Source organism: Pseudomonas sp. HD57-3 (assembly GCF_056113135.1).
Genome location: NZ_CM148568.1, coordinates 4,812,159 through 4,834,852, shown reverse-complemented (window position 1 = coordinate 4,834,852; position 22,694 = coordinate 4,812,159). Strand labels below are relative to the sequence as shown.

Annotated in this window: 18 protein-coding genes; 6 read left to right on the top strand and 12 right to left on the bottom strand. The window is 61.0% G+C overall.

Annotated elements, in window-relative coordinates; genetic code table 11:
- Window positions 1–35: 35 nt before the first annotated feature.
- Window positions 36–923, bottom strand: coding sequence for a protease HtpX (htpX, locus tag AC0R79_RS21785; RefSeq protein ID WP_007955710.1), 888 nt, complete (start codon window positions 921–923; stop codon window positions 36–38).
- 303 nt (window positions 924–1,226) lie between these two features.
- Window positions 1,227–2,438, bottom strand: a complete 1,212-nt coding sequence (locus tag AC0R79_RS21780; protein ID WP_007955711.1) for a pyridoxal phosphate-dependent aminotransferase — start codon at window positions 2,436–2,438, stop codon at window positions 1,227–1,229.
- A 225-nt stretch (window positions 2,439–2,663) separates the two neighbouring features.
- On the opposite strand from AC0R79_RS21780, the gene msrB reads away from it, so the two are divergent.
- The 3 genes from msrB to AC0R79_RS21765 all read left to right on the top strand — a co-directional run bounded on the left by msrB (window position 2,664) and on the right by AC0R79_RS21765 (window position 4,105).
- Entirely contained in the window at window positions 2,664–3,059 is a 396-nt protein-coding gene (gene msrB, locus AC0R79_RS21775; RefSeq protein ID WP_007955712.1) for a peptide-methionine (R)-S-oxide reductase MsrB, read from the top strand.
- Window positions 3,060–3,161: 102 nt separating this feature from the next.
- Window positions 3,162–3,647 (top strand): glutathione peroxidase, encoded by a 486-nt coding sequence (locus AC0R79_RS21770; protein ID WP_474731669.1) that lies wholly within the window; start codon window positions 3,162–3,164, stop codon window positions 3,645–3,647.
- Entirely contained in the window at window positions 3,644–4,105 is a 462-nt protein-coding gene (locus AC0R79_RS21765) for a MarR family winged helix-turn-helix transcriptional regulator (RefSeq protein WP_474731668.1), read from the top strand. Before AC0R79_RS21770 ends, AC0R79_RS21765 begins: the two co-directional genes overlap by 4 nt.
- Here the strand turns inward: AC0R79_RS21765 and AC0R79_RS21760 are convergent.
- Window positions 4,089–6,410, bottom strand: coding sequence for a hybrid sensor histidine kinase/response regulator (locus tag AC0R79_RS21760; protein ID WP_474731666.1), 2,322 nt, complete (start codon window positions 6,408–6,410; stop codon window positions 4,089–4,091). The two genes, AC0R79_RS21765 and AC0R79_RS21760, sit on opposite strands and share 17 nt — an antisense overlap.
- A 166-nt stretch (window positions 6,411–6,576) precedes the next feature.
- Between AC0R79_RS21760 and AC0R79_RS21755 the strand changes: the two genes are divergently transcribed.
- Window positions 6,577–7,467, top strand: coding sequence for an ATP-binding protein (locus AC0R79_RS21755; RefSeq protein WP_007955716.1), 891 nt, complete (start codon window positions 6,577–6,579; stop codon window positions 7,465–7,467).
- Window positions 7,464–7,946, top strand: coding sequence for a GAF domain-containing protein (locus tag AC0R79_RS21750; protein WP_011335287.1), 483 nt, complete (start codon window positions 7,464–7,466; stop codon window positions 7,944–7,946). Before AC0R79_RS21755 ends, AC0R79_RS21750 begins: the two co-directional genes overlap by 4 nt.
- On the opposite strand, the gene AC0R79_RS21745 is transcribed toward AC0R79_RS21750, so the two are convergent.
- The 8 genes from AC0R79_RS21745 to AC0R79_RS21710 form a co-directional block, all read right to left on the bottom strand.
- Window positions 7,947–10,889 carry an HD domain-containing phosphohydrolase gene (locus tag AC0R79_RS21745; RefSeq protein ID WP_474731663.1) on the bottom strand — a complete coding sequence of 981 codons (2,943 nt, stop codon included), beginning with the start codon at window positions 10,887–10,889 and terminating at the stop codon, window positions 7,947–7,949. It abuts the gene before it with no gap.
- Window positions 10,890–10,937: 48 nt separating this feature from the next.
- The gene (locus tag AC0R79_RS21740; RefSeq protein ID WP_474731661.1) at window positions 10,938–14,582 is read right to left on the bottom strand and encodes a transporter substrate-binding domain-containing protein; all 3,645 of its coding nucleotides are present in this window, start codon (window positions 14,580–14,582) and stop codon (window positions 10,938–10,940) included.
- 8 nt (window positions 14,583–14,590) lie between these two features.
- Entirely contained in the window at window positions 14,591–15,217 is a 627-nt protein-coding gene (locus AC0R79_RS21735; RefSeq protein WP_007955724.1) for a response regulator transcription factor, read from the bottom strand.
- 346 nt (window positions 15,218–15,563) lie between these two features.
- A complete protein-coding gene (locus AC0R79_RS21730; protein WP_064383277.1) occupies window positions 15,564–16,892 on the bottom strand; it encodes a deoxyguanosinetriphosphate triphosphohydrolase in 1,329 nt (442 codons plus the stop codon).
- A 68-nt stretch (window positions 16,893–16,960) separates the two neighbouring features.
- Window positions 16,961–18,124 carry an EAL domain-containing protein gene (locus tag AC0R79_RS21725; RefSeq protein ID WP_127799161.1) on the bottom strand — a complete coding sequence of 388 codons (1,164 nt, stop codon included), beginning with the start codon at window positions 18,122–18,124 and terminating at the stop codon, window positions 16,961–16,963.
- Between the two features lie 123 nt (window positions 18,125–18,247).
- Window positions 18,248–18,586 (bottom strand): hypothetical protein, encoded by a 339-nt coding sequence (locus tag AC0R79_RS21720; RefSeq protein WP_064598290.1) that lies wholly within the window; start codon window positions 18,584–18,586, stop codon window positions 18,248–18,250.
- Window positions 18,583–18,969, bottom strand: a complete 387-nt coding sequence (locus tag AC0R79_RS21715; RefSeq protein ID WP_127799159.1) for a phage holin family protein — start codon at window positions 18,967–18,969, stop codon at window positions 18,583–18,585. Before AC0R79_RS21715 ends, AC0R79_RS21720 begins: the two co-directional genes overlap by 4 nt.
- Before the next feature lie 2 nt (window positions 18,970–18,971).
- A complete protein-coding gene (locus AC0R79_RS21710; RefSeq protein ID WP_007955729.1) occupies window positions 18,972–19,286 on the bottom strand; it encodes an ElaB/YgaM/YqjD family protein in 315 nt (104 codons plus the stop codon).
- Between the two features lie 318 nt (window positions 19,287–19,604).
- On the opposite strand from AC0R79_RS21710, the gene AC0R79_RS21705 reads away from it, so the two are divergent.
- The gene (locus tag AC0R79_RS21705) at window positions 19,605–20,813 is read left to right on the top strand and encodes an ammonium transporter (protein ID WP_474731659.1); all 1,209 of its coding nucleotides are present in this window, start codon (window positions 19,605–19,607) and stop codon (window positions 20,811–20,813) included.
- On the opposite strand, the gene AC0R79_RS21700 is transcribed toward AC0R79_RS21705, so the two are convergent.
- The gene (locus AC0R79_RS21700; RefSeq protein WP_474731658.1) at window positions 20,810–22,522 is read right to left on the bottom strand and encodes a cation:proton antiporter; all 1,713 of its coding nucleotides are present in this window, start codon (window positions 22,520–22,522) and stop codon (window positions 20,810–20,812) included. The two genes, AC0R79_RS21705 and AC0R79_RS21700, sit on opposite strands and share 4 nt — an antisense overlap.
- Window positions 22,523–22,694: the final 172 nt, after the last annotated feature.

The following is a 22,694-nucleotide window of genomic DNA, read 5'->3' as shown; positions in this document are numbered from 1 at the left end:
TCACTGCGGGCCTTTTGGTTGGTGCGCCGGTTTGATCAACCGCGACGACGCAGGGCGTCGATACGCTCTTCCAGCGGCGGGTGGCTCATGAACATGCGGGCGAACCCTTGTTTGATGCCACCGTTGATGCCGAAGGCGTTCAGGGTGTCAGGCATGTGCACCGGCAGGCCCTGTTCGGCGCGCAGACGTTGCAATGCGTTGATCATCGCGCCGGTACCGGCCAGGCGGGCACCGGCATCGTCGGCACGGAACTCGCGTTTGCGCGAGAACCACATCACGATCGCGCTGGCCAGAATGCCCAGCACCAGTTCGGCGAAAATGGTCGCGATGTAGTAGGCCATGCCCTGACCTTCTTCGTTCTTGAAGATCACCTTGTCGACAAAGTTGCCGATGATCCGTGCAAAGAACATCACGAAGGTGTTCACCACGCCCTGGATCAACGCCAGGGTGACCATGTCGCCGTTGGCCACGTGGCCGATCTCGTGGGCCAGCACGGCCCGCACTTCGTCTTCCTTGAAACGCTCGAGCAAGCCCTGGCTGACCGCGACCAGTGCATCGTTCTTGTTCCAGCCGGTGGCGAAGGCGTTCGCCTCATAGGCCGGGAAAATCCCGACTTCAGGCATCTTGATCCCGGCTTCCCGGGACAGTTGCTCGACGGTTTGCAGCAGCCATTGTTCGTGGCGGGTGCGTGGCTGGGTGATGATCTGGGTGCTGGTGCTCATCTTCGCCATCCACTTGGAGATGAACAGCGAGAACAGGGAACCGGCGAAACCAAAGACTGCACAGAAGACCAGCAGCTGACTGAGGTTGAGATCAACCCCGTTGGCCGCCATGAACCCGTTGAAGCCGAAAAGGCTCAGGGTGATGCTGGCTATCAGCACGACCGCCAGGTTAGTGGCCAAAAACAGCAGGATGCGCATCATGGTTGTAGAAATCTCCTCAAGCTAAAGATGTAGCGTACTGCGGGGTATATAAGGTGCTGCACCTGGCGATTCAACCGAGTGACTATTTCAAACTGTGTCCTACACCGGATTCGTCGGGCATGGGACATTTCCCACCGCCGAATCCGCTATGGATGACAGGCACGCGGCACCCGGTCTCATTGCGTCAGGCACGCATGATTTGTATGAGTCGAAAGTGTAGAAGGTGCTGGAGGAGGGGCGGAGCAGAAGTGTTGCTGAATCAGACAGTGCGCAACGTTCGGGCCGTTGCGCACTGAGCGCCGGTTACTGGCGGTAGGACTTGAGGAAGTTGCCGATGCGACCGATGGCCATGTCCAGGTCATCGACCCGTGGCAGCGTGACCACTCGGAAGTGGTCAGGCCACGGCCAGTTGAACGCCGTGCCTTGCACCACCAGCAGCTTCTCGGAGAGCAGCAGGTCGAGCACGAATTTCTCGTCGTTGTGGATCGGGCAGACTTTCGGGTCGATTTTCGGGAACGCGTACAGCGCGCCCATCGGCTTCACGCAGCTCACGCCGGGAATGTCGTTGAGCAGTTCCCAGGTGCGGTTGCGCTGTTCCAGCAGGCGACCTTGCGGCAGCACCAGATCATTGATGCTCTGATAGCCGCCGAGTGCGGTCTGAATTGCATGCTGGCTCGGCACGTTGGCGCACAGACGCATGTTGGCCAGCATGTCGATGCCTTCGATGTAGCTGTGAGCGTTGTGTTTCGGCCCGGAAATGGCGATCCAGCCCGAGCGGAAACCCGCCACGCGATACGACTTGGACAGACCGTTGAAGGTCAGGCACAGCAGGTCCGGTGCCAGCGAAGCGGTGCAGATGTGCACGGCGTCGTCGTAGAGAATCTTGTCGTAGATCTCGTCGGAGAACACCACCAGGTTGTGCTGGCGGGCCAGTTCCAGCATGCCCAGCAGCACTTCCTTCGAATACACCGCACCGGTCGGGTTGTTCGGGTTGATGATCACCATCGCCTTGGTGTTCGGGGTGATCTTGGCCTTGATGTCGGCCAGGTCCGGGAACCAGTCGGCGCCCTCGTCGCACAGGTAATGCACCGCGTTACCGCCGGCCAGGCTCACGGCTGCGGTCCACAGCGGGTAGTCCGGCGCCGGCACCAGCACTTCGTCGCCGTTGTTGAGCAGTGCCTGCAGCGACATCACGATCAGCTCGGACACGCCGTTGCCCAGGTAGATGTCCTCGATGCCGACACCTTCGACCTGCTTCTGCTGGTAGTACTGCATCACCGCCTTGCGCGCGCTGAACAGGCCTTTGGAATCGCTGTAGCCCTGGGCGGTCGGCAGGTTGCGGATCACATCCTGGAGAATTTCGTCCGGCGCTTCGAAACCAAAGGGCGCCGGGTTGCCGATGTTCAGCTTGAGGATGCGATGGCCTTCCTCTTCCAGGCGTTTGGCGTGCTTGAGCACCGGGCCGCGAATGTCGTAGCAGACGTTGGCGAGCTTGTTCGATTTGCTGAACTGCATGGCGATGTGATCCCGAAAATGAACGATCCAGGCGGCGGGTGGACAACCGTGCTGGGAATCCTGCGTCTTCACACAGGCAAGTGTCTCGAGCGGCGGTTTCCAACAATCCGTTTGAATGCGCAGGAACCCGCTGCCAGACTGGCGTGTGACGAGGCGCAATCATACGTGCCGCCCGATCCGTGGAAAAGGTACAGATCGGGCTTTTTCAGCCGCTGAGGTGTGATGATGGAAAAGATTGAAAAGACCCTGGAAGAATGGCGGGCGATGCTCGACCCCGAGCAATACAACGTGTGCCGTCTCAGTGCTACCGAGCGACCGTTCTCCGGTAAATACAACGCTACCAAGACTGACGGTATCTATCACTGCGTCTGCTGCAGCGAGCCGTTGTTCGATTCCAAGACCAAATTCGATTCCGGTTGCGGCTGGCCAAGCTTCTACGCGCCGATCGGCGAGAGCGCCATGACCGAAATCCGTGACACCAGCCACGGCATGATCCGCACCGAAGTGAAATGCGCCAAGTGCGATGCGCACCTGGGCCACGTATTCCCTGACGGTCCGCCGCCGACCGGCCTGCGTTATTGCATCAACTCGGTGTGCCTGGACCTGGTGCCGCGCGAGTAACTGATACGGGCGATCCACGGGTCGCCTTTCGAATAATTAAATTGCACACAATTCAATTGCTCGCTATTTTTGCCGTCTACCCATTTTTCAAGAGTGCGCACCATGAGCGATAACCTGCTGAACATTCCGTGCACCACCATCAAAGGCGAGCAAAAGACCCTCGCCGATTTCGCCGGCAAAGCTGTGCTGGTGGTCAATACCGCCAGCAAGTGCGGTTTCACGCCGCAGTACAAAGGCCTTGAGGAACTGTGGCAGACCTACAAGGATCAGGGCCTGGTGGTGCTGGGCTTCCCGTGCAATCAGTTCGGCAAGCAGGAGCCGGGCAACGAGGGCGCCATCAGCGAGTTCTGCGAGCTGAACTACGGTGTCAGCTTCCCGCTGTTCAAGAAGATCGAAGTCAACGGTAACGGCGCCCATCCGCTGTTCGTGCAGTTGAAAAAGCGCGCGCCGGGTGTGCTGGGCTCGCAGGGCATCAAGTGGAATTTCACCAAGTTCCTGATCGGCAAGGATGGCCGGTTGGTCAAGCGCTTTGCCCCGGCCACCAAGCCGCAGGATCTGAGCCGCGAGATCGAAGCCCTGCTCAAATGAACAGCCTGTCCGCCGATTCGCTGAAGCTCGACAGTCAGCTGTGCTTCAAGTTGTATGCCGCATCGCGGGCGGTGATCCGTGCCTACAAACCGATGCTCGATCAGCTTGGCCTGACCTACCCGCAATACCTGGCGATGCTGGTGTTGTGGGAATGGCAGCAAACCGCGCCGGAGCAACCGACGGTCAAGGCGCTGGGTGAACGTCTGGCGCTGGATTCCGGCACGCTGACGCCGTTGCTCAAGCGTCTGGAGCAACTGCAACTGGTCCAGCGTCAGCGCTCGGCCCGTGACGAGCGTGAGGTTCATCTGAGCCTCACGCCGCAAGGGCTGGCGCTGCGCGAACAGGTTGGGCCGTTGAAGGTGCGGCTGTTGTGCGACAGCGGGGTGGATCTGGACCGGCTCAATGACTTGCGCGACGGTCTCGATCACCTGCTGGGGCAGATCAAAGCACTGTCGTAGTCGGAATCCACTGGTCCAGCAGCGCCGCCAGTTCTTCCCGACGGAACGGCTTGGCCAGATAGTCGCTCATGCCCGCCGCCCGGCAGCGTTCGCGTTCCTCGGACATGGCGTTGGCGGTCAGGGCAACAATCGGCAGATGCGGCCAGCGTCCGCTCTGGCGAATCTGACGGCTGGCTTCGTAGCCGTCCATCACCGGCATGTTGCAGTCCATCAGCACCAGATCGAATTCGTCGTGTTCCAACTGATCCAGCGCTTCCACACCGTGGGCAGCAACCACGACATCGCACCCGAGTTTCCCCAGCATGCCCTTGGCCACCAGTTGATTGACCGGGTTGTCCTCCACCAGCAGTACCCGTCCCCGCCGCTGCGACGGCACGCTTTCGAGGCGTGCGCGGTCGATGGTGGTGAGGTCCGGCTGCAGTGTCCGGCGCAGATTCTGATACAGCGCGTTGCGGGCCAGCGGTCGAGCCTGCTGCTGCAATGGGGCAAGGGCAGTGGCTTCTTCACCCGGCATGAAACTGCCATAAGCCGTCACCAGCAGAATCGGCGCCGTCATCGCCGGACGCAGACCGAACAGGCATTCGGGGCAGTCGGTGATGATGACGTCGGGGGACAGGCCGAGCAGTGGGTCGTCGAGGGTTCGTTGTTCGTAGGTCAGCCCCCAGACCGGCAGCAGACTTTCCAGCAGCTCCGCCAGCCCGCTGACCGCGTTGGTGATCGCCAGCACCTTGCCGTGCAACGGTGGCGGAATCACCGCGCGGGTGTGGCAGGGCAGTGGCAGTTCGGCGCAGAACTGACTGCCAAAACCCACTTCGGAACTGATGGTCAGACGCCCTTGCATGGCTTCGCACAGGTTGTAGGTCAATGCCAGGCCCAACCCGGTGCCGCCGTACTGGCGGGTGATGCCGGCGCCCGCCTGGGTGAACGGCTGGAAAATCTTCACCTGCGCTTCCTGGGCGATGCCGATGCCGGTGTCGCAGACTTCGATCCGGACGCCGTCCTTCCAGGTGGACAAGCGCACATCGACCCGACCGAAGCGGGTGAATTTCAGCGCATTGGACAGAAGGTTGCTGACGATCTGCCTGACCCGGGTCGGATCGCCGAGCACCAGCGCCGGGAAGTACGGATCGATCAGGCAAGTCAGTTCAACGCTCGGCGCTGCGTTCTGCGACAGCAGGTTGGCGGTGTCTTCGATCAGCGAGCCGAGATCGAACGGAATGTGTTCCAGCTCGAGTTGCCCGGCATCGAATTTCGAAAGGTCGAGAATATCGTTGAGCAACTCCACCAGCACTTTGCCCGAGTCGTGGGCGATCGACAGTTGCTGCTGCTGTTCGGCGTTGAGCGGGCCGTCGAGCGACAGGGCGATCATCCCCAGCAGGCCGTTGAGCGGGGTGCGGATCTCGTGGCTCATGTTGGCGAGAAAGGCCGAACGCGCTTCGGCCATGTCCAGTGCCGTGCTGCGGGCCACTTCCAGTTCCTGGTTGGACTGGCTGAGCCGCGCGTTGATTGCCTTGAGCTCGGCGGTCCGCGCGGACACGATGTCTTCGAGTTGTGCGAGGTAGTCGGTGAGGCGGTTTTCCGCATTGCGCCGCTGCTGGATTTCCGTGGCGATGTTTTCGAACTGCTGGTTGGCAACCTTGACCAGCACGCCGATCTCGTCATTGGCGTGCCCGCCCGGACATTCCAGGGTAGTCGGCTCGGCACTGCGCGGATCGCGGCCACTGAGTTCGCGGATCACCCGCACCAGCGGTTTGGTCAGCATCACGTAGAACAGCGCCAGCAGGATCCCGGTGAGAATCAGGCTGCGGGCGAAACCGTTGAGCAGCGTGACCTCGGCCCGGCGCAGGAAGCGGCTGCCGAACGCGTAGGTGTCGACTTCCAGGCGCAGGGTGCCGAGGGCTTCGTTGGGCAAGTGATCGAGGTAGAGGCGGTCTTCGAACTGGCGTTTGGCGCCGAACAGGAAGTCGCTGATCATGCGGTAGCCGCTTTGCAGTTCCGGGCGTTTGACGTTGGCCAGCACCGTCTGATTGTTGTCGGTCAGTTGTGCGGAAATGATCGCCGGCGAGCGTAGCAGGCCCAGGGTCAGTTCCTGCGCCAGTTCGGCATCGATGTTGTAGGCGATGCGCGAGGCCGGGTTATGGCTGATTTCCAGCAAAGACAGGATTTCACGGTTGATGGACGCGTCTTCACTGGCATAATCGATGCCGATTTGCAGCAGGCTGAGCAGCGTGCCCAGAATGAACCCGACCAGCACGGTAAGCCGGGCCTGTTTGTACGACAGCCGGTGGGTGAATTTGATATCCATGGGGTGTTGAACCACTTCCGTTTCCCTTCGCTGCTCAAGCATAGTCGATCATGCACGGATTCCGGGGTTCCCGAAGCGCCTTGTAACAAGGCCCGGGACAGGTTTCGAACGCTGTCTGTCGTCGCTGCACCGCCATCATCACTGTGAACGAGCCCGAGGAGAAGACGTGGATTCCCGATTGAATGCTTTTCTTGAACGCGCCGAGTCGGTTCTGGCGCGGATCGAACCACTGCTGCCGGCTCCACGCCCGGTCATCGACTGGGGTACCTGCCTCGCCGCACGCTGGCAGCGTGACGGTCGCAGCGGTTATCTGCTGCCGCTGGAAGTCAGCCTCGACATGCGCCTGTCGGACCTGATCGGCGTCGACCGCCAGCTTGAGCAACTGGGCCGCAACACTCAGCAATTTCTCGATGGCATGCCGGCCAACCATGCGCTGCTGTGGGGTTCGCGCGGTACCGGTAAATCGTCGCTGGTCCGCGCGCTGCTGGCAGAACATGCCAAGGCCGGTTTGCGTCTGATCGAAATCGAGCGTGATCACCTGGCGGACCTGCCACGGGTGGTGGAGCAGATCGCCAAGCTGCCGCAGCGCTTTGTGCTGTTCTGCGATGACCTGTCGTTCGAGTCCGGCGAAGGCGACTACCGCGTGCTGAAAAGCGTGCTGGACGGCTCGCTCGAACAGGCGCCGGACAACGTGTTGCTGTACGCCACTTCCAACCGTCGCCATCTGGTGCCGGAAAAGGAAAGCGACAACGAAAACTGGAAGCGCGTCGATGGCGAACTGCATCCGAGCGAAGCAGTGGAAGACAAGATCGCGCTGTCGGATCGCTTCGGCCTGTGGCTGTCGTTCTATCCGTTTACCCAGGAACATTTCCTCAACGTCGTCGAGCACTGGATCGGCCAGTTGGCCGCCAAGGCCGGCCTGAGCTGGGAGCGCGACGAACAACTGGACATTCTCGCCGTGCGCTGGGCAACCGGCCGTGGCAACCGCAACGGACGTTGCGCGTACCAATTCGCCCGTTACTGGGTGGGACTGAAATTGTTGGAGCACAAGGCATGATTGATTTGCAACAGAGCGGCCAGGGCCTCGAAGGCTATGGCATGTTGGCCGCGCAACTGGAGTCGCTGCTGGCGGACGAGCGCGATTTCATCGCTAACGCCGCACAGTTTTCGGCGTTCCTGTTCAACCAGCTCGATGACCTGAACTGGGCCGGCTTCTACCTCAATCGCAACGAAGAGCTGGTGCTCGGCCCGTTCCAGGGCCAGATCGCCTGCGTGCGCATTCCGTTCGGTCGCGGTGTATGCGGCGCGGCGGCTGCCAGCCTGCAGACGCAACGGGTCGAAGACGTTCATGCATTTCCCGGCCATATCGCTTGCGACAGCGCATCGAACAGCGAGCTGGTCGTGCCGTTGGTCAAGGACGGTCGCCTGATCGGCGTGCTCGACCTCGACAGCCCGAAGCTCGCGCGTTTCGGTGCCGACGATCAGGCCGGGATCGAACAACTGGCGGCGATCTTCCTGCGTCTGACCGACTGCTGATCACGCCGCCAGGCCTGCCTTGAGCAGCACGGCCGCCGGGTCCACGGCATCGATCTGCCGTGGATCGAGAAAGCGCGTGGCGTACTGCAAATACACGCCATCGCGGATGAACAGCCCGAACAGCTCGGCATCGATGTGCGCTTCGCGGCACATGGTGGCCATGATCCCCAGCGCTTCACTGAGGGACTTGGCCTTTTTGTACGGGCGGTCGGCGGCGGTCAGGGCTTCGAAAATATCGGCAATCGCCATCATGCGCGCCGGCAGGCTCATGTCCTCGCGTTTCAGGCGCTTGGGATAGCCGGTGCCATCCATCTTTTCGTGATGCCCGCCGGCGATTTCCGCGACGCTGTTCAGGTGTCCGGGGAAGGGCAGGTGGCTGAGCATCAGGATCGTCTGCACCATGTGATGGTTGATGATGTAGCGTTCCTCGCGGGTCAGGGTGCCCCGGGGGATGCTCAGGTTGTACAGCTCGCCGCGATTGTATTTGTAGGGCGGGACGTCGAGCTTGAAGCCCCACGGATTGTCCTCGGGAATCAACTCGCCTTCGGCGCGTTCCAGCAGATGTTCGGGCTTGTCTGCCAGCAACGGTTCGGTGACCGGCAAGGTCGGTGCCGGGGTGCGTGACTGACGCCGGTTCTCTTCCCATGACAGGCCCAGCCGATCATCCAGCGTACGCGTCCATGGGCGTTTCGCGATGCCTTGCAGGCGTTGCAGGTCGGCCTCGGCCATCGCTTCACTGCCCAGATTGCAGTGGGCGACGAATGCAAAATCATCATCCAGTGCTGTCAGGGTTGCGTCGCGCAGCTCGGCCAGTTGCCGTTCTTCGCCGCCCATGGCCAGGGCTTGCCAGTAGCTGACCCAGGCATCGCGCTTGAGCACTTCGAAGCGGGTGCGGATTTCGTGCAGGCGATCGTTCAGGGTTTCCAGTTTGGTGGCTTTGTCGACCACGTATTCCGGGGTCGTGACCTTGCCGCAATCGTGCAGCCAGGCGGCGATGTGCAGGGCCTCCCATTCGTCTTCGTTCGGCTGGTAATCGCTGAAGGCCGGCGCCTCACTGGCTGCGGCGGCATGGGCGAGCATCAGGGTCAGCTCCGGCACGCGCTGGCAATGCCCGCCGGTATAAGGGCTCTTGGCATCGATGGCGCCGGCCAGCAGTTGAATGAACGCATCCAGCAGTTGCTTCTGCCGGGCTTGCAGGCGCTGGCTTTCGATACTCACCGCCGCTGCCCCGGACACCGCTTGCAGGAAGGCAATGCGGTCGGGCCGCAGCTTTTCCAGATCACTCGCCGTGCCGCTGTCATTGATCAGCAGCACCAGCAGGCCGACGGTCTCGTTGTGCCGGTTATGCAGGCGGATACCGATCAGATGAACCCTCGGCGACTCCATGGCCAGCAGCACTTTCTGCAGGTCGGTGGCCTGTTCGAAACCCAGATTGCTCACGACGGTGTTGGCGTTCGCCAGTTCCCGGAACCATTCGGGGCTCTCAGTGGCGTCAAGGTTGCGCCCCTGGATATCGAACGCGGCCAGGGCTTGGGACGCGCCGTCGACCACCAGTCCGTAGGGCTCCATGCGATTGCCATCGTTTTCGCGCAGATAAATCAGGCCCGCCTGGGCCTGGGCGATCTGCACGGTCTCGAAGAGGACTCGTTGCAGCAGCGGGGCGAAGCGGGTTTCGGCGGTCAGGCTGTCGGTGATCCGGAAGAAACTGGCCAGGGTGTCTTTCATGCGGGCCATCGACAGACTCAACTGGTCGACCTCCAGCACCGGTGATCGACGGGTCACGGGAAAGTTGAAATCGAAACTGCGAATCGCGTCGGCTTCCTTGACCAGCGCATGCAGCGGCTTGACCAGAATTCGCGAGATCAGCCACCCGAGCGGCAGGCACAGCAGCAAAGTAGCCAGCGTGATCAGTGCGCCTTGCCAACGCATGCGATAGGCATCGACCAGCAACTCGTCCTCCGGCACCAGCAACGCCATCTGCAAACCTTTCGGCCCGCCTTCCTGCAGCTGGCTGCGGGCGACGATCCATAGTCGGCCATCGGCCTTGAGCCGGTTGCCTTGATGGCCGGACAACAAGGCGCCGAGGGCGGGGCTCAAGTCGGCAGCCTTGGCCAGGCGCGCCGTTCGGTCATCGACGATCAACCGGCTGCTGTCGGGGTAGGCCACGGCGTTGCCTTCGGCGTCGAACAGGACGATTTCCGTGGCCGGTGTCACCACGTGTTTGATCAGGGTTGCGGAGAGTGCGTCGAGGGTCAGGTCGGCGCCGATCACGGCGTCTTCACCGCTGCGCCGGGCGAGCGTCGTGCCGACGTTGTGGGTGGAGAAAAAGACGTAGGGTTCGGTGGTGATCTGTTCGGTCTGCTGCCGCGCGTTGATGTACCACGCCCGGCTGCGGGGATCATAAGGATCGTCGGGGTTGTCCTGCCGGCCGACCGGAGACAGGGCCTGGTCGAAGAACAGAGACTGCGAATGCGCCTGACCGCTGGCGTCATGTTCGATGCTCCAGACCTGAAACGCCGCGGCGTCCGGTGCCTTGAGCAGGGTTTTCAGCGCCGGCGTGCGCAAATGACGGACCATGAAAAAATCGCCGTTGCCATAACCCAGGTACAGCGAGGCCAGGTCCGGGTTGTCCGTCAGTGACTGGCTGAACGGCTTGAGCAGCGCCAGACGCGGTTCGAGGCCGGAAGAGCGGGCGGCGGGGGTCTCCGCCAGCAGGCTCAGCAGGTGTCGAATCGGTTCATAAGTGGCCTGCAGATCAAGGCGCACGTCCTGTTCGATGCGGTTGAACAGTTTTTCGCTGCTCGACAGGATGATCTGTGTGGTCTGTCGATAGTTGAACAGACCCAGCACCACCCCGGTGAGCAACAGCAGAAAGGTGAACATGACGCTGATATGCACATGCAGCGGAAACCGGCGTTGTTCCGGGCGCAGTGGGCTGGGCATTGCGGACTCTCCGTGTAGGTAAGCACACTGCTCAGCGTCCAAGCATAGTTAAGCCCCGGTCACTTTGCTCTCGCTGATCCGGTTCAGTTGCTGTTCCAGTGCCTGCTCCAGTTCCAGGATGGCGAGACGGCTGGCCTGGCAGCGACGCTCGATCTCATCCCCCGGCTGTGCTTGCAGGCACGCCAGCTCAAGCGCGTCGCAGCTGTCGATCAGGCGCGAAGCCTGGGCAATGCGCGCGGCGCCCTTGATCTTGTGGGCGATGACGGCCAGCGCAGGAGGATCCCGGGTGAGGGACAGGGCCTGCAATTCCTGGCGATCAAGACGACTGCTGTTGAGCAGTTCTGCCAGCAAGCGGTGAGTCTGGGACGGGTTGCCACCGGTCAGCAGCGTGAGCCCTTGCAGATTGAATACCGGCGCACGGAACAGCGGCTGAATACTGTCGACCCATTGGCTCAGGCTGTTCAGGCTCAGGGGTTTGAACAGACACTCGTTCATGCCGGCCTGTTTGCAGCGCAGGATCTCCTCCGGCTGGGCATTGGCGGTGAACCCCAGCACCGTGCAGGCCGGACGACGGGTGAGTTTTTCGTGCTGACGAATCGCCCGGGTCAGCTCGTAACCGTTCATGACGGGCATGTTGCAATCAGCGATGACCAGATCGAATTCGCCATTTTTCCACTGTTCCAGCCCGCGCAAACCATCTTCGGCGATACAGAAACGATGGCCGAGGTATTCAAGCTGTTGGCACATCAGCAGCCGGTTGGCCGGATGGTCATCGACCACCAGAACCGTCAACGGAATGAGCGGGGCCTGAATCTGTGGTTCCTCTTCAGATCTCGCCACTTGCGCAGGCAGGATCGCCACCGGCAGAGAAACAGTGACCTGGGTGCCGATTCCGGGGAGGCTGCTCAACCGCAGTTTTCCACCCATCATCTCGCACAGGTTGCGGCTGATGACCAGCCCCAGTCCCGCACCACTGACGGTTCGCTGCCCGCCGTTGCCAGCCTGGGCGAAGGGTTCGAACAGGCGCGACTGATCCTGCGTCGTGATCCCGATGCCGCTGTCCTGTACGGTCAATTGCATCACCGAGCGTTCGGGGTCATCCGTGGGTAGAAGATCCAGCGTGATTCTGATGTGTCCTGCTTCGGTGAACTTGATGGCATTGCTGATCAGGTTCGACAGCACCTGCTTGAAGCGCAGCGGGTCGAGGTGCACATCGACATTCAGTTCAGGGGGCGAGACGGACACGGTCAGTGAGAGCTGTTTCTGCCGGGCGAGACCTTCGAAGATTCTGACCACCGAGCCGACGGTATCGATCAGGTTGATTCGCTCGGGGTTCAGGCTCAGCCGCCCGGATTCGATGCGGGCAATGTCCAGGATGTCGCCGATCAGGCCCAGCAAGTCCTTGGCCGAGTGGTAGGCCGTTTCGATGCCCGAGCGATCCGGATGAGCCTGATCCATGCGCTTGAGCGTCAACTCGAGCATGCCGATCACGGCGTTCATCGGGGTGCGGATCTCGTGGCTCATGGTCGCCAGAAACGTACTCTTGGCCCGGTTGGCATCGTCTGCCCGTTCCTTGGCTGCGCGAAGTTCGTCGAGCAGTTCGCGGCGCTCACTGATGTCGATCCAGCCGCCGATGATTCCCTGGACTTCACCGCTGGAGTCCCGATACGGCAGGATCCAGTGATAGATCGTCAGGTGCCGGTTGCCGATCTGCAAGGGCCGGTCGAGCACCAGCGGTTTGCCCTCCGCCACTACCCGCTGATAGTCGGCCTGATACGTCAGGGCCTCGAAAGCATTGTTCAACGCACCCTGCATCACGCTTTTTCCAATGACGTCTTCGCGCCGGGCATTGAACGCCTGGAGATAGCTGTCATTGCAACTTTGGAGCACGCCTTGGCGGTCACGCACGTAGATCGGGTGGGGCGTCCCGTTGACCAGTGAGCCCATGAATTCCAACTGGTCATTCAAGGCCCGTTCGGCGGCCTTGCGTTGCCTGATCTGGCGGCGCATGTAGGCATTCCACAACAGCGACAGGAGCAACAACAGGCAGGCGCCGCCGATCACTTGATAGAAAAAACGCTGGTATTGGCGCCAGGTGCCTTGCGAAACGCTCGAGTAACCCCGCCAGCGCCCGTTGATGATGCCCAGTTCTTCGGGGGTGATGCTCATCAGCGTCTTGTCGATGATCGAGCCCAGCTCCGTGTTGTCCCGGGCGGTTGCCAGCGAGAAAGCCGCCTGACGGGTGCCGATGGTGGTGGTGATCTGCAGTGGCTGTTCGAAGATGCGGGAAGTAATGAAGTAGTTGGCGATGACCAGCGAGTTCACGGCGCCCTCGACCTGACCTTCGTCGAGCAGTGCCACGGCGCTGAAGGTGTCCGGCGTTTCGATCAGCTGAATACGCGGAAATTCGGTGCGCAGATATTCGATCATCGGATTGCCTTGGGCAATCGCCAGCCGCTTGCGTTTGAGCTGGCCCAGGTGTGTCGGGCTGTCGGCCGCTTTTCGGGTCAACAGCACGTAGGAGTTTTCCAGGTAAGGACGGCTGAAGGTCAGGGTTTCTTCGCGTTGGGTGGTGGGCAGCAGGGCGGCGATCAGGTCGGCCTGGTGATTTTCAATCTGCTTGATCATCTCGGCATCGCTGCGACTGCGGCGTATCTCGAAACGCAGACCGGTGCGCAGGCGAATGAGTTCGAGCAGGTCGGCACTGATGCCGCGAAAGTTGCCATCACTGTCGAAGAACGTCAGCGGAGCGAAGGCCTCGTTGACGACCACACTCACCACCGGATGCTTTTTCAGCCATTGTTCTTCGCGTCGGGTCAGTTGCAGCTTCTGGTCGGTGAGCAGTGTGTCGCTGCCGACGCTCCAGCGTTTGGCGATGTTTTCGCGCTCGCTGCCCGGGACAGCCTTGAGCACGGTGTCGATGATGCCGGTCAGCTGCGCGTTGTTGCGATGCACGGCGAAGCTGAAACCGTGTGCCTCGTGCTTGCCGAAATTGGCCATGCGGATGTTGTTCAGGTAACCCTTGCTGATCATGTAATGGGTGGAGATGGTGTCGCCGAGAAACACGTCCGCCTGATCGAATGCGACCGCGTTGATTGCGTTCTGGTAGGACGGATAGGACGTGATGAGGGCTTTGGGATACATCGCCTTGACCTCATCCAGCGGCAGGTAGTGATAGAGCATGCTCAGCCGCAGACCGGCCAGGCCTTCGGTCAGCGAGCGGGTTTCGCCTTCGCGGGTCACCAGCACCGGCTGGTCGACTGCATAGGGTCGTGACAACACGATGTCAGGGTTCTCCGCTTCGAAACCGTTGGACGTACCCAGGATGTCGATGCTGCCGTCGATCAATGCCCGGATCGCGGCTTCTCGCGAAGCGAAGCGCCTGACCTTGACCGGCAGGCCGGTCGCCTGGCCAATCAGTCCGGCGTAATCCGCCGTGAAACCCTCGAAGTCGTGACCGCTGGTGGTCATGTCGAAGGGCGGATAGTCGGGAGCTGAGGCTCCCAGAATCAACTCTTTGCGAGTGTGCAGCCACGCCGCTTGTGATGGCTCGAACAAGACCGGTAGCGATCGATCGGTCGAGCGCGCGAGCAGGGCAAAGTCCTGAAAAGTGGGCGATGCAACTGTGACAGGCGCGCTGAGACTCAGGCATGCACTCAATGCAATCAGAAAATTCTTTAAGCGACGGGGCATGTTGGCTCTCACACGAGTGCGTTACGTTTGGCCATTTCGATAAGTTCTACAAGGGACTTGGCTTTCAGTTTTTGCATCAGGCGTTTTTTATAAGTGCTGACGGTTTTATTGCTGAGAAACATGCCTTTGGCAATTTCCTTGTTGGTGCGCCCTTGGGCAAACAGTTGCAGGACCATCAGTTCCCGGTCATTGACGGATTTGAAAAGTTCAAGTTCTACATAGCGCACATCATCGTGACGAACAGGATTCAAAGCCTGGCTGGGAAAGTAGTTGTAACCGGACAGCACAGCTTTGATTGCACTGACCAGTTCACTCAAGTCTTCCTGTTTACACACATACCCCGACGCACCTGACTGCATGCAGCGGATGCCGAACAGGGTCGGGCATTGTGCGGTCAGCACCAGCGTCTTGAACGGCGAACTCATGGAGTTGAAGCGGGCCAGGACCTCCAGGCCGTCGAGCTTGGGAATGCTGATGTCGAGGATGATCAGGTCGGGCATGCATTCGCGAACCATCTGCATGGCATCGACACCATTATCGGTTTCTCCGACGACTTTATAACCTTCATGCTCCAGCAGCATTCGAACGGCGAGGCGGATGACCGGGTGATCGTCGACAATAAAAACGGAGTTCATAATCAAATCCCATACGAGCGCAAATAAAGGGCGAACCTTAGCTCAGATGAACGAACGCACGCATGAACTGACAAGGCGTCAGCGGCAATCAAGGAGAAGTCCTACAAATAAAGAGGAATCAGACTACGTGTTAACTAGGTTTGACGTAGGTAGAGGCGTGAGATGTTCAAGAGTTGTACTTGATTAATTTGGCAGATGCGCAGGAAAAGTTTGTGCGGTCAAGGTTGAAGCTATTATTCGTTGTTTGTTTCTGTCTTCTTGAAACTATAAAAAGGACGACTTTGTCTTTTCGCCGCTACTGCACCAGACCCGACCGATCCATTGCAGATCGGTCGGGCGGCAGGCGTCAATGACTGGAACGTCCGGTCATTTCCAGCGCCATGTCACTGGCGTAGCTGTCGGTCATGCCGGCGATGAAGTCGATCATGCGCAGGAACGATGCGTGCAGTGGGCCGTGCGGGTCCGGCGCGTTGTTGCCCAGCAGATCGAGAATCCGGCGGCTCTTGAACGACGGCGTGCGGCCATTGTGCTGTTCCAGGGCCGCACCACAGAAGGCGTTGAGCAAAATCTCCAGGGTCGTGTAGGCGCCGATTTCATGCAGGGTCTTGCGCTTGTCCTGGAAGATTTTCTTGCGGGCGATGTCCTTGGCGTTCAGTACGCAACGCTTGGCCGGACCGTGCATGTGTTCCACCAGATCCCCAGGCAGTGTACCGGCCAGCAGTGCGTCCTGTTGTTCGACGAAGGCGCGGGCCGCAGCGTTGGTCAGGTGCTCGATGGCCTTGCCGCGCAGGATTGCCAGTTTGCGCCGGCGCGAATCCTGCGGGCCGAGTTGACGATAGGTTTCCGGCAGGTCATCGCCGACCAGACCGAGCAGCAGCGACTCGACTTCGGCGTACTCCAGCAACTCCATTTCCAGGCCATCTTCCAGATCGATCAAGGCGTAACAGATGTCGTCCGCCGCCTCCATCAGATACACCAGCGGATGGCGCGCCCAGCGCTGTTCTTCGAGTTGCGGCAGCCCCAGTTTGTGGGCGATCTGTTCGAGCAACGGCAGTTCGCTCTGGTAGCAACCGAATTTGTGCTTCTTGTAACCGAGGGAGTCGGCGTGACGCGCGGTCCACGGGTACTTCAGGTACGTGCCGAGGGTGGCGTAGGTCAGCCGGGTGCCGCCGTCGAACTGGTGATACTCCAGTTGCGTGAGGACCCGGAAGCCCTGCGCATTGCCTTCGAAGTTCAGGAAATCACCGCGTTCCGCATCACTCATCGCATCCAGCCAGCCGCGCCCGGCAGCCTGCTGGAACCAGTGTCGGATCGCGTCTTCGCCGGAGTGGCCGAATGGCGGGTTGCCGATGTCGTGCGCCAGACAGGCCGACTGGACCACCATGCCCAGATCGCTCGGCTCGCACCATTCGGGCAGGGCGCGGCGCAGGGTTTCGCCGACGCGCATGCCCAGCGAGCGGCCGACGCAACTGACTTCCAGCGAGTGGGTCAGGCGCGTGTGAATGTGGTCGTTGCTCGACACCGGATGCACCTGGGTCTTGCGCCCCAGGCGGCGGAAGGCGCCGGAGAAGATGATGCGGTCATGGTCTTTATGGAACGGGCTGCGGCCAAGTTCCTGCGGGCTGTGCAACGGTTTGCCGAGACGTTCGCGGTTGAGCAGGGTATGCCAATCCAAGGCTGATTCTCTCCGTCTGGTGACTGATTCCCTAGCTTCCCGGTTCAGGCTGGCATCTGCAAGCGCAACTACAAGCCCGCCGCATCGATGTCGATCAGCAGCAGGCGCTCGCCGTTATCGAAGAACTGCCCGGCGGTCAGGCAATACTGGTTGCTGGTGGCGTCGCGATAGGTGTTGGAAAGGGTCAGGCGCCGTTCCTCCCAGCCCTCGGCCAGCAGGTGATAGAAGTACGGACGCCACGACCAGTTGTGGCCCAGGTAGCGGTTGTCGGCCACCCAGCCGCTGGGTCGCCATTCCAGGTTTGGCGTCAGCTGGGTGCCGTGACGGTCGCACTGATAAAAGCGCAGCAGCCAGGGAAAGGCGTCGAGCTGCGGCAGGGCACTGAGCGGGGCGCGGGCCTGGGCCCAGGTTTGCAGGATGGTCATGAGTTCGCTCAGCTGCTGGCGCATGAACATCAGTTTGCTGCGTTCGGCCAGCTTCTGGCGCACATAGGACTGGCGCAGCTCGGCAAAACGCTCGACGAAGTCATCCGTACCGAAAAGCGCCTCCTGAGCCCGGGCGAACAGAAATCCCTGCACGTAACGCGATCCGCATTCCAGCGCGAAATTCAGTTGCGCCGCGGTTTCCACGCCTTCGGCAATGATCCAGCAGCCAGTCTTTTCGGCCATTTGCGCGAGGGCCTTGACCACGTCACTGCTCGGTCCGCCCAGTGCAGCGGCCTGGAACAGGCGCATGTCGAGTTTGAGAATGTCCGGTTGCAGCGCCAGCACGCGATCGAGCTGCGAATAACCAGCGCCGAAATCGTCGATGGCGATCCGTGCGCCGGCATCGCGATAGCGCGCCACGACTTCGCTCAGGCGCTGGCTGTTACCGCCAAGCTCGGTGATTTCGAAAACAATCCTTTGCGGGTCGATGCCATGCCGCGCAAGTTGTTTCAGGCTCGGCAGTGCCTGGTCGGCACGCAAGCGACTGATCCAGCGCGGTGACATGTTCAGGCTGAGAAACCAGTCCGGCGGTGCCTCGTGCAGTCGACTTAGCGCGTTGTCGCGAATCTGCCGGTCCATTCGGCGCAGCGCGATGGCCGGGGTGCGCGGGTCGGCGAACAGCGGTCCGACCGACGCCAGTTGGCCATCGGCCTGACGTAGACGACCCAGTGCCTCGACCCCTGCAATGCGTCCGGTGGCGGTATCGATGAAAGGTTGAAAGCAGGCGAGCGGTTGCCCGTCGATCACGGGGCCTCCTTGTCGTTCTTGTTCTGGTCGAATTCTGCCGGCCGGATAGGCAAGCGGGATTGAACCTCCGGATAAGAGATTCAATCCCGCCGGTATTGCAAGAATGCAGCCAGATGCGAGGGATCAGCGCTTGCTCGAACTCTGCATGACCAACTTGATCAGCGGAGCGAGGCTGGTGCCCAGGCGGATCAGTCGGGTCAAGCCGCCGACACCTCCGCTCTTGGCCCCTTTTCCCGTGATGAAACCCAGCAGCGTCACGGCCGCCACGCCCCACAACGGCGCGTGCTTGATGCCGAAACCGCCCTGCAGGTTTTGCGTCATGCCACGCATGCGTTGCAGAGGTTGCAGGACCTGGCCGGTTTCGTGGCGGATTTCCTGACGATGCATTTCCATGCGCAGACGGATCAGTGCCTTGCGCATTTCCCGGCGTGAGCTGTTGTGCGGAAGTTCAGGCAGGCTCATGGCAGCAGGCGCTCCCGGTCGTTGGCCAGTTCTTCCAGCGTGCCGTGGAAGGGCGAGGATTCATCGAAGATCGCGGCCTTGAGACGCAGCGCGCAAAAGATTGCCGCCAGGGTATAGAACACGCACAGCCCAATGATTGCGGCGAGGCGATAGGTGTCCCAGAACACGATCAGGACAAGCGTCGACAGGCCAACCAGCAACAGCAGCGCAAACACCAGCGCCAGGCCGGCGAACAGCAACAGGCTGACGGTGCGTGATTTCTGTTCCTGCAGTTCGATGCCGAACAGTTCGACGTGGCTGTGCAGCAGACCGAGAACGGCAGCACCCAGACGACGTGTGGAGGAGGCGGTGCCCGAGTCCGGGCCGGATTCACCGATCGACATGATCAGCGCCGCGTGGCCAGCAGGCCGATCAGGAAGCCGACGCCAGCGGCGATGCCCACCGATTGCCACGGGTTGGCCGAGACATATTCCTCGGTGGCGGTGACCGCAGCCTGACCGCGTTCGCGCAGGGTGTCTTCGGTCAGCTTCAGGGTTTCCCGTGCGCGCAGCAGGCTTTCGTGGATCTGTTCGCGCAGCTCGTCAGCCTGATCACCGGCCAGCGTGGCGGTGTGTTCCAGCAAGCGTTCAGTGTCGCTGACCAGAGTCTGGAAGTCGTTCATCAGGATTTCTTGAGCAGTCTTTGCCTTGATGCTGGCCATGGGGGATCTCCGTAAGTGGCGTTCTGAAGCGGTGTTCTGAAGCGTTCGAGTATGAGCCAAGTGTGAAGGTTCAGTGCAAATGGCTGGTACAACTTTTGCTGTGTCGTGGTGCGTCGATCGGTGACAGTGCGCTGTTGCCGGGCGCGAAACCGGGCAGAGCATGGCCCGGATGATGAGGGTTCATGTCAGCCCATCGACCTTGTGCGCCAAAGCGGTTCACCGGACCACCGGTACAGTGACCGTGCAGTCGCAACTTGGTGCATGAAATGTGCGCATGAACCGCTTTGGTGCCTTTTTCAGCCTTGGGTCTGCCTTCTCATGGAAAATCTGCAAAGCGCTGTGGAAACACTGGTTCACAGTTCCAACACGTTGTTCATTCTGATCGGTGCGGTCATGGTGCTGGCCATGCACGCCGGGTTCGCGTTTCTGGAGGTCGGAACGGTTCGCCAGAAAAACCAGGTTAACGCCCTGTCGAAAATTCTCAGCGACTTTGCGGTCTCGACCCTGGCCTATTTCTTTATAGGCTACTGGCTTTCGTACGGGGTGACCTTCCTGCAACCGGCGGCGGTGCTCAGTGCCGATCATGGTTATGGACTGGTGAAGTTTTTCTTCCTGCTGACCTTTGCGGCGGCGATCCCGGCGATCATCTCCGGCGGCATCGCCGAGCGGGCGCGGTTTGTGCCGCAACTGTGCGCCACGGCGCTGATCGTGGCGTTCATCTACCCGTTTTTCGAAGGCATGATCTGGAACGGCAACTACGGTTTGCAAGCCTGGCTGACCGCGCAGTTCGGTGCCCCTTTCCATGACTTTGCGGGTTCGGTGGTAGTGCATGCCATGGGCGGCTGGCTGGCGCTGGCGGCGGTGTTGCTGCTCGGGCCGCGCAACGGGCGCTATCGCGATGGCAGGCTGGTGGCGTTCGCGCCGTCGAGCATTCCTTTTCTGGCGTTGGGTTCGTGGATCCTGATCGTCGGCTGGTTTGGCTTCAACGTGATGAGCGCGCAGACCCTGCAAGGGGTCAGCGGACTGGTGGCGGTCAACTCGCTGATGGCGATGGTCGGCGGCACGGTGGCGGCGTTGATCGTCGGGCGCAACGACCCGGGCTTTCTGCACAACGGCCCGCTTGCCGGGCTGGTGGCGGTGTGTGCCGGTTCCGACCTGATGCATCCGGTCGGCGCGCTGGTGACCGGCGCGATTGCCGGCGCCCTGTTTGTCTGGTGCTTCACGGCGGCGCAGGTCAAATGGCGCATCGATGACGTGCTGGGTGTGTGGCCGTTGCACGGTCTGTGTGGCGTGTGGGGCGGCATCGCCTGCGGGATCTTCGGCTCGACCGCGTTGGGCGGGCTCGGTGGCGTCAGCCTGATCAGCCAGTTGATCGGCACGGCCCTCGGTGTGGTGGTGGCGCTGATCGGTGGTTTCGCCGTCTACGGTTCGATCAAGGCGCTGCATGGTCTGCGCCTGAGCCAGGAACAGGAGTACTACGGCGCCGACCTGTCGCTGCACAAGATCGGCGCGGTGAGCCAGGACTAGGTCTCCTCATCGTCGGCTCCGGGGTAAAAGCCGTGAAGCAGGCGATAACGATCGATGCGCACCTGATCGACTTTCTCCTGCACCCGGTGCGCAGGAAACCCCAGCAGGATCAGGGCATGGGAGCCGAGCATCAGGCTCGACTCCAGCAGTTCCGGCACCACTTCGCTGGCGCCGGCTGCTTTCAGCTCGGCCGACTGGCTGTCGTCCCGGGTGCGCACCAGGATCGGCACTGTCGGGTTGAGGCGTCTGGCCTCCTTGAGAACCCGCAAGGCCACGTCGGCTTGATCCACGGCAATCACCAGCAGTCTGGCGCGCAGCAAACCGACAGCGATCAACAGATCGCCGCGGGTTGAATCGCCGTAGTGGACGTCGCGTTCGGCGGTAGCGGCTTCCTGAATCCGTACCGGATCGTTGTCCAGCGCGACGTAGGATTGCCCGGCATTGCGCATGAAGCGCCCGATCGACTGACCGACACGGCCGTAGCCACAGATCACCACATGCCCGTCGAACCCGGCATTGAGGGCGCTGATTTCCTCGATCTGCGCTTCCTGATTGGGCTTGCGGTGCAGGGCGGCGGCGATGCGTGGTGCGGCGCGTAACAGCAGGGGCGTCAGCAGCATCGAGCAGAAGGTGGCGGCGAGCAGCAGGGCACCGAGCTCGGCGGGGAGCAGCCGGCTCTGCTGCATCTGCGCCATCAGGGCGAAGCAGAATTCACCGCCCTGGGCGAGCGCGAGGCCGCTGCGCCAGGCCGTTTCACTGTCGCTGCCACGCCATTTCACCAATAGCGCCACCACCAGGCCTTTGATCACCAGCAAACCCAGGGTCATGCCGATAATCAGCAGGCTGTGGCTGGCGAACAGTTGCAGGTCGATCAACATGCCGATGCTGACGAAAAACAGTCCCAGCAGAATGTCGCGAAATGGCCGGATGTCGGCCTCGATCTGATGCCGGTAATGGCTCTCGCCCAGCAGCATGCCCGCGAGGAACGCGCCGAGGGCTGGAGAAAGACCCAGCAGGTGGGTCAGCCAGGCCGTCAGCAACACGATCACCAGCGCCAGCAGCACGAACAACTCTGCGGAACGGGATGCCGCGACTTCCTGAAACAGGCGGGGCAGCAGCCAGCGGCTGGCCAGCAACAAACCGAAAAACAGCAATACGGTCTTCAACAAGGTCAGGGGCAACGCCCAGTACCAGGCCTGATCACTGCTGCCGGCGAACACCGGTACCAACGTCAGTAGCAACACGGCCACCACGTCCTGGAACAACAGGACGCCCACCGCGTTCTGGCCATGGGTGCTGAAGATTTCGCCGAGACTGCCCAGCTCCTTGGTCACAATCGCCGTGGATGACAGCGACAGGCCGGCGCCCATCAGCAAGGCCGGTGTGGCGGGCATGCCCAGTAACATCAGCACGCCTCCCAGCAGGAATGTGGTGATCAGCACCTGCTGGCTGCCCAGACGGAAAACCACCTTGCGCAGGGCAATCATTTTAGAGAGGGAAAATTCCAGCCCCAGGGAAAACAGCAGAAACACCACGCCCAGTTCGGCAAGATCCGGCAGATGTTCGCTTTCATTGATCCAGTCGAATGCCTTCGGCCCGACCATCAAGCCCACGCACAGGTAGCCCAGCACAGGCGGCAGGCGCAGGCGTCGGAACAGGGCAATCATCACCAGGGACGACGCCAGAATGATCAGCAGATTGGCAAACACAAGGTACTCCGGGACAGGTCAGGCTCTTCAAGCGTAGAGGTAAAAAACACCGGAGCATCGCGTAAATGGCGATTTTGTGGGCTGATTTACATCAGGGTTTTACGAGGCGCGGGATCGAACCCGGTGGGTGGGTCGACGGGCTTTGCGGGCAGGCCTAGAATGATCACTCGAT

Bases quoted from the DNA above. Each gene is read 5' to 3' on its own strand.
- htpX (WP_007955710.1), bottom strand. From the start codon at position 923: ATGATGCGCATCCTGCTGTTTTTGGCCACTAACCTGGCGGTCGTGCTG.
- AC0R79_RS21780 (WP_007955711.1), bottom strand. From the start codon at position 2,438: ATGCAGTTCAGCAAATCGAACAAGCTCGCCAACGTCTGCTACGACATT.
- msrB (WP_007955712.1), top strand. From the start codon at position 2,664: ATGGAAAAGATTGAAAAGACCCTGGAAGAATGGCGGGCGATGCTCGAC.
- AC0R79_RS21770 (WP_474731669.1), top strand. From the start codon at position 3,162: ATGAGCGATAACCTGCTGAACATTCCGTGCACCACCATCAAAGGCGAG.
- AC0R79_RS21765 (WP_474731668.1), top strand. From the start codon at position 3,644: ATGAACAGCCTGTCCGCCGATTCGCTGAAGCTCGACAGTCAGCTGTGC.
- AC0R79_RS21760 (WP_474731666.1), bottom strand. From the start codon at position 6,410: ATGGATATCAAATTCACCCACCGGCTGTCGTACAAACAGGCCCGGCTT.
- AC0R79_RS21750 (WP_011335287.1), top strand. From the start codon at position 7,464: ATGATTGATTTGCAACAGAGCGGCCAGGGCCTCGAAGGCTATGGCATG.
- AC0R79_RS21745 (WP_474731663.1), bottom strand. From the start codon at position 10,889: ATGCCCAGCCCACTGCGCCCGGAACAACGCCGGTTTCCGCTGCATGTG.
- AC0R79_RS21740 (WP_474731661.1), bottom strand. From the start codon at position 14,582: ATGCCCCGTCGCTTAAAGAATTTTCTGATTGCATTGAGTGCATGCCTG.
- AC0R79_RS21735 (WP_007955724.1), bottom strand. From the start codon at position 15,217: ATGAACTCCGTTTTTATTGTCGACGATCACCCGGTCATCCGCCTCGCC.
- AC0R79_RS21720 (WP_064598290.1), bottom strand. From the start codon at position 18,586: ATGAGCCTGCCTGAACTTCCGCACAACAGCTCACGCCGGGAAATGCGC.
- AC0R79_RS21715 (WP_127799159.1), bottom strand. From the start codon at position 18,969: ATGTCGATCGGTGAATCCGGCCCGGACTCGGGCACCGCCTCCTCCACA.
- AC0R79_RS21710 (WP_007955729.1), bottom strand. From the start codon at position 19,286: ATGGCCAGCATCAAGGCAAAGACTGCTCAAGAAATCCTGATGAACGAC.
- AC0R79_RS21705 (WP_474731659.1), top strand. From the start codon at position 19,605: ATGGAAAATCTGCAAAGCGCTGTGGAAACACTGGTTCACAGTTCCAAC.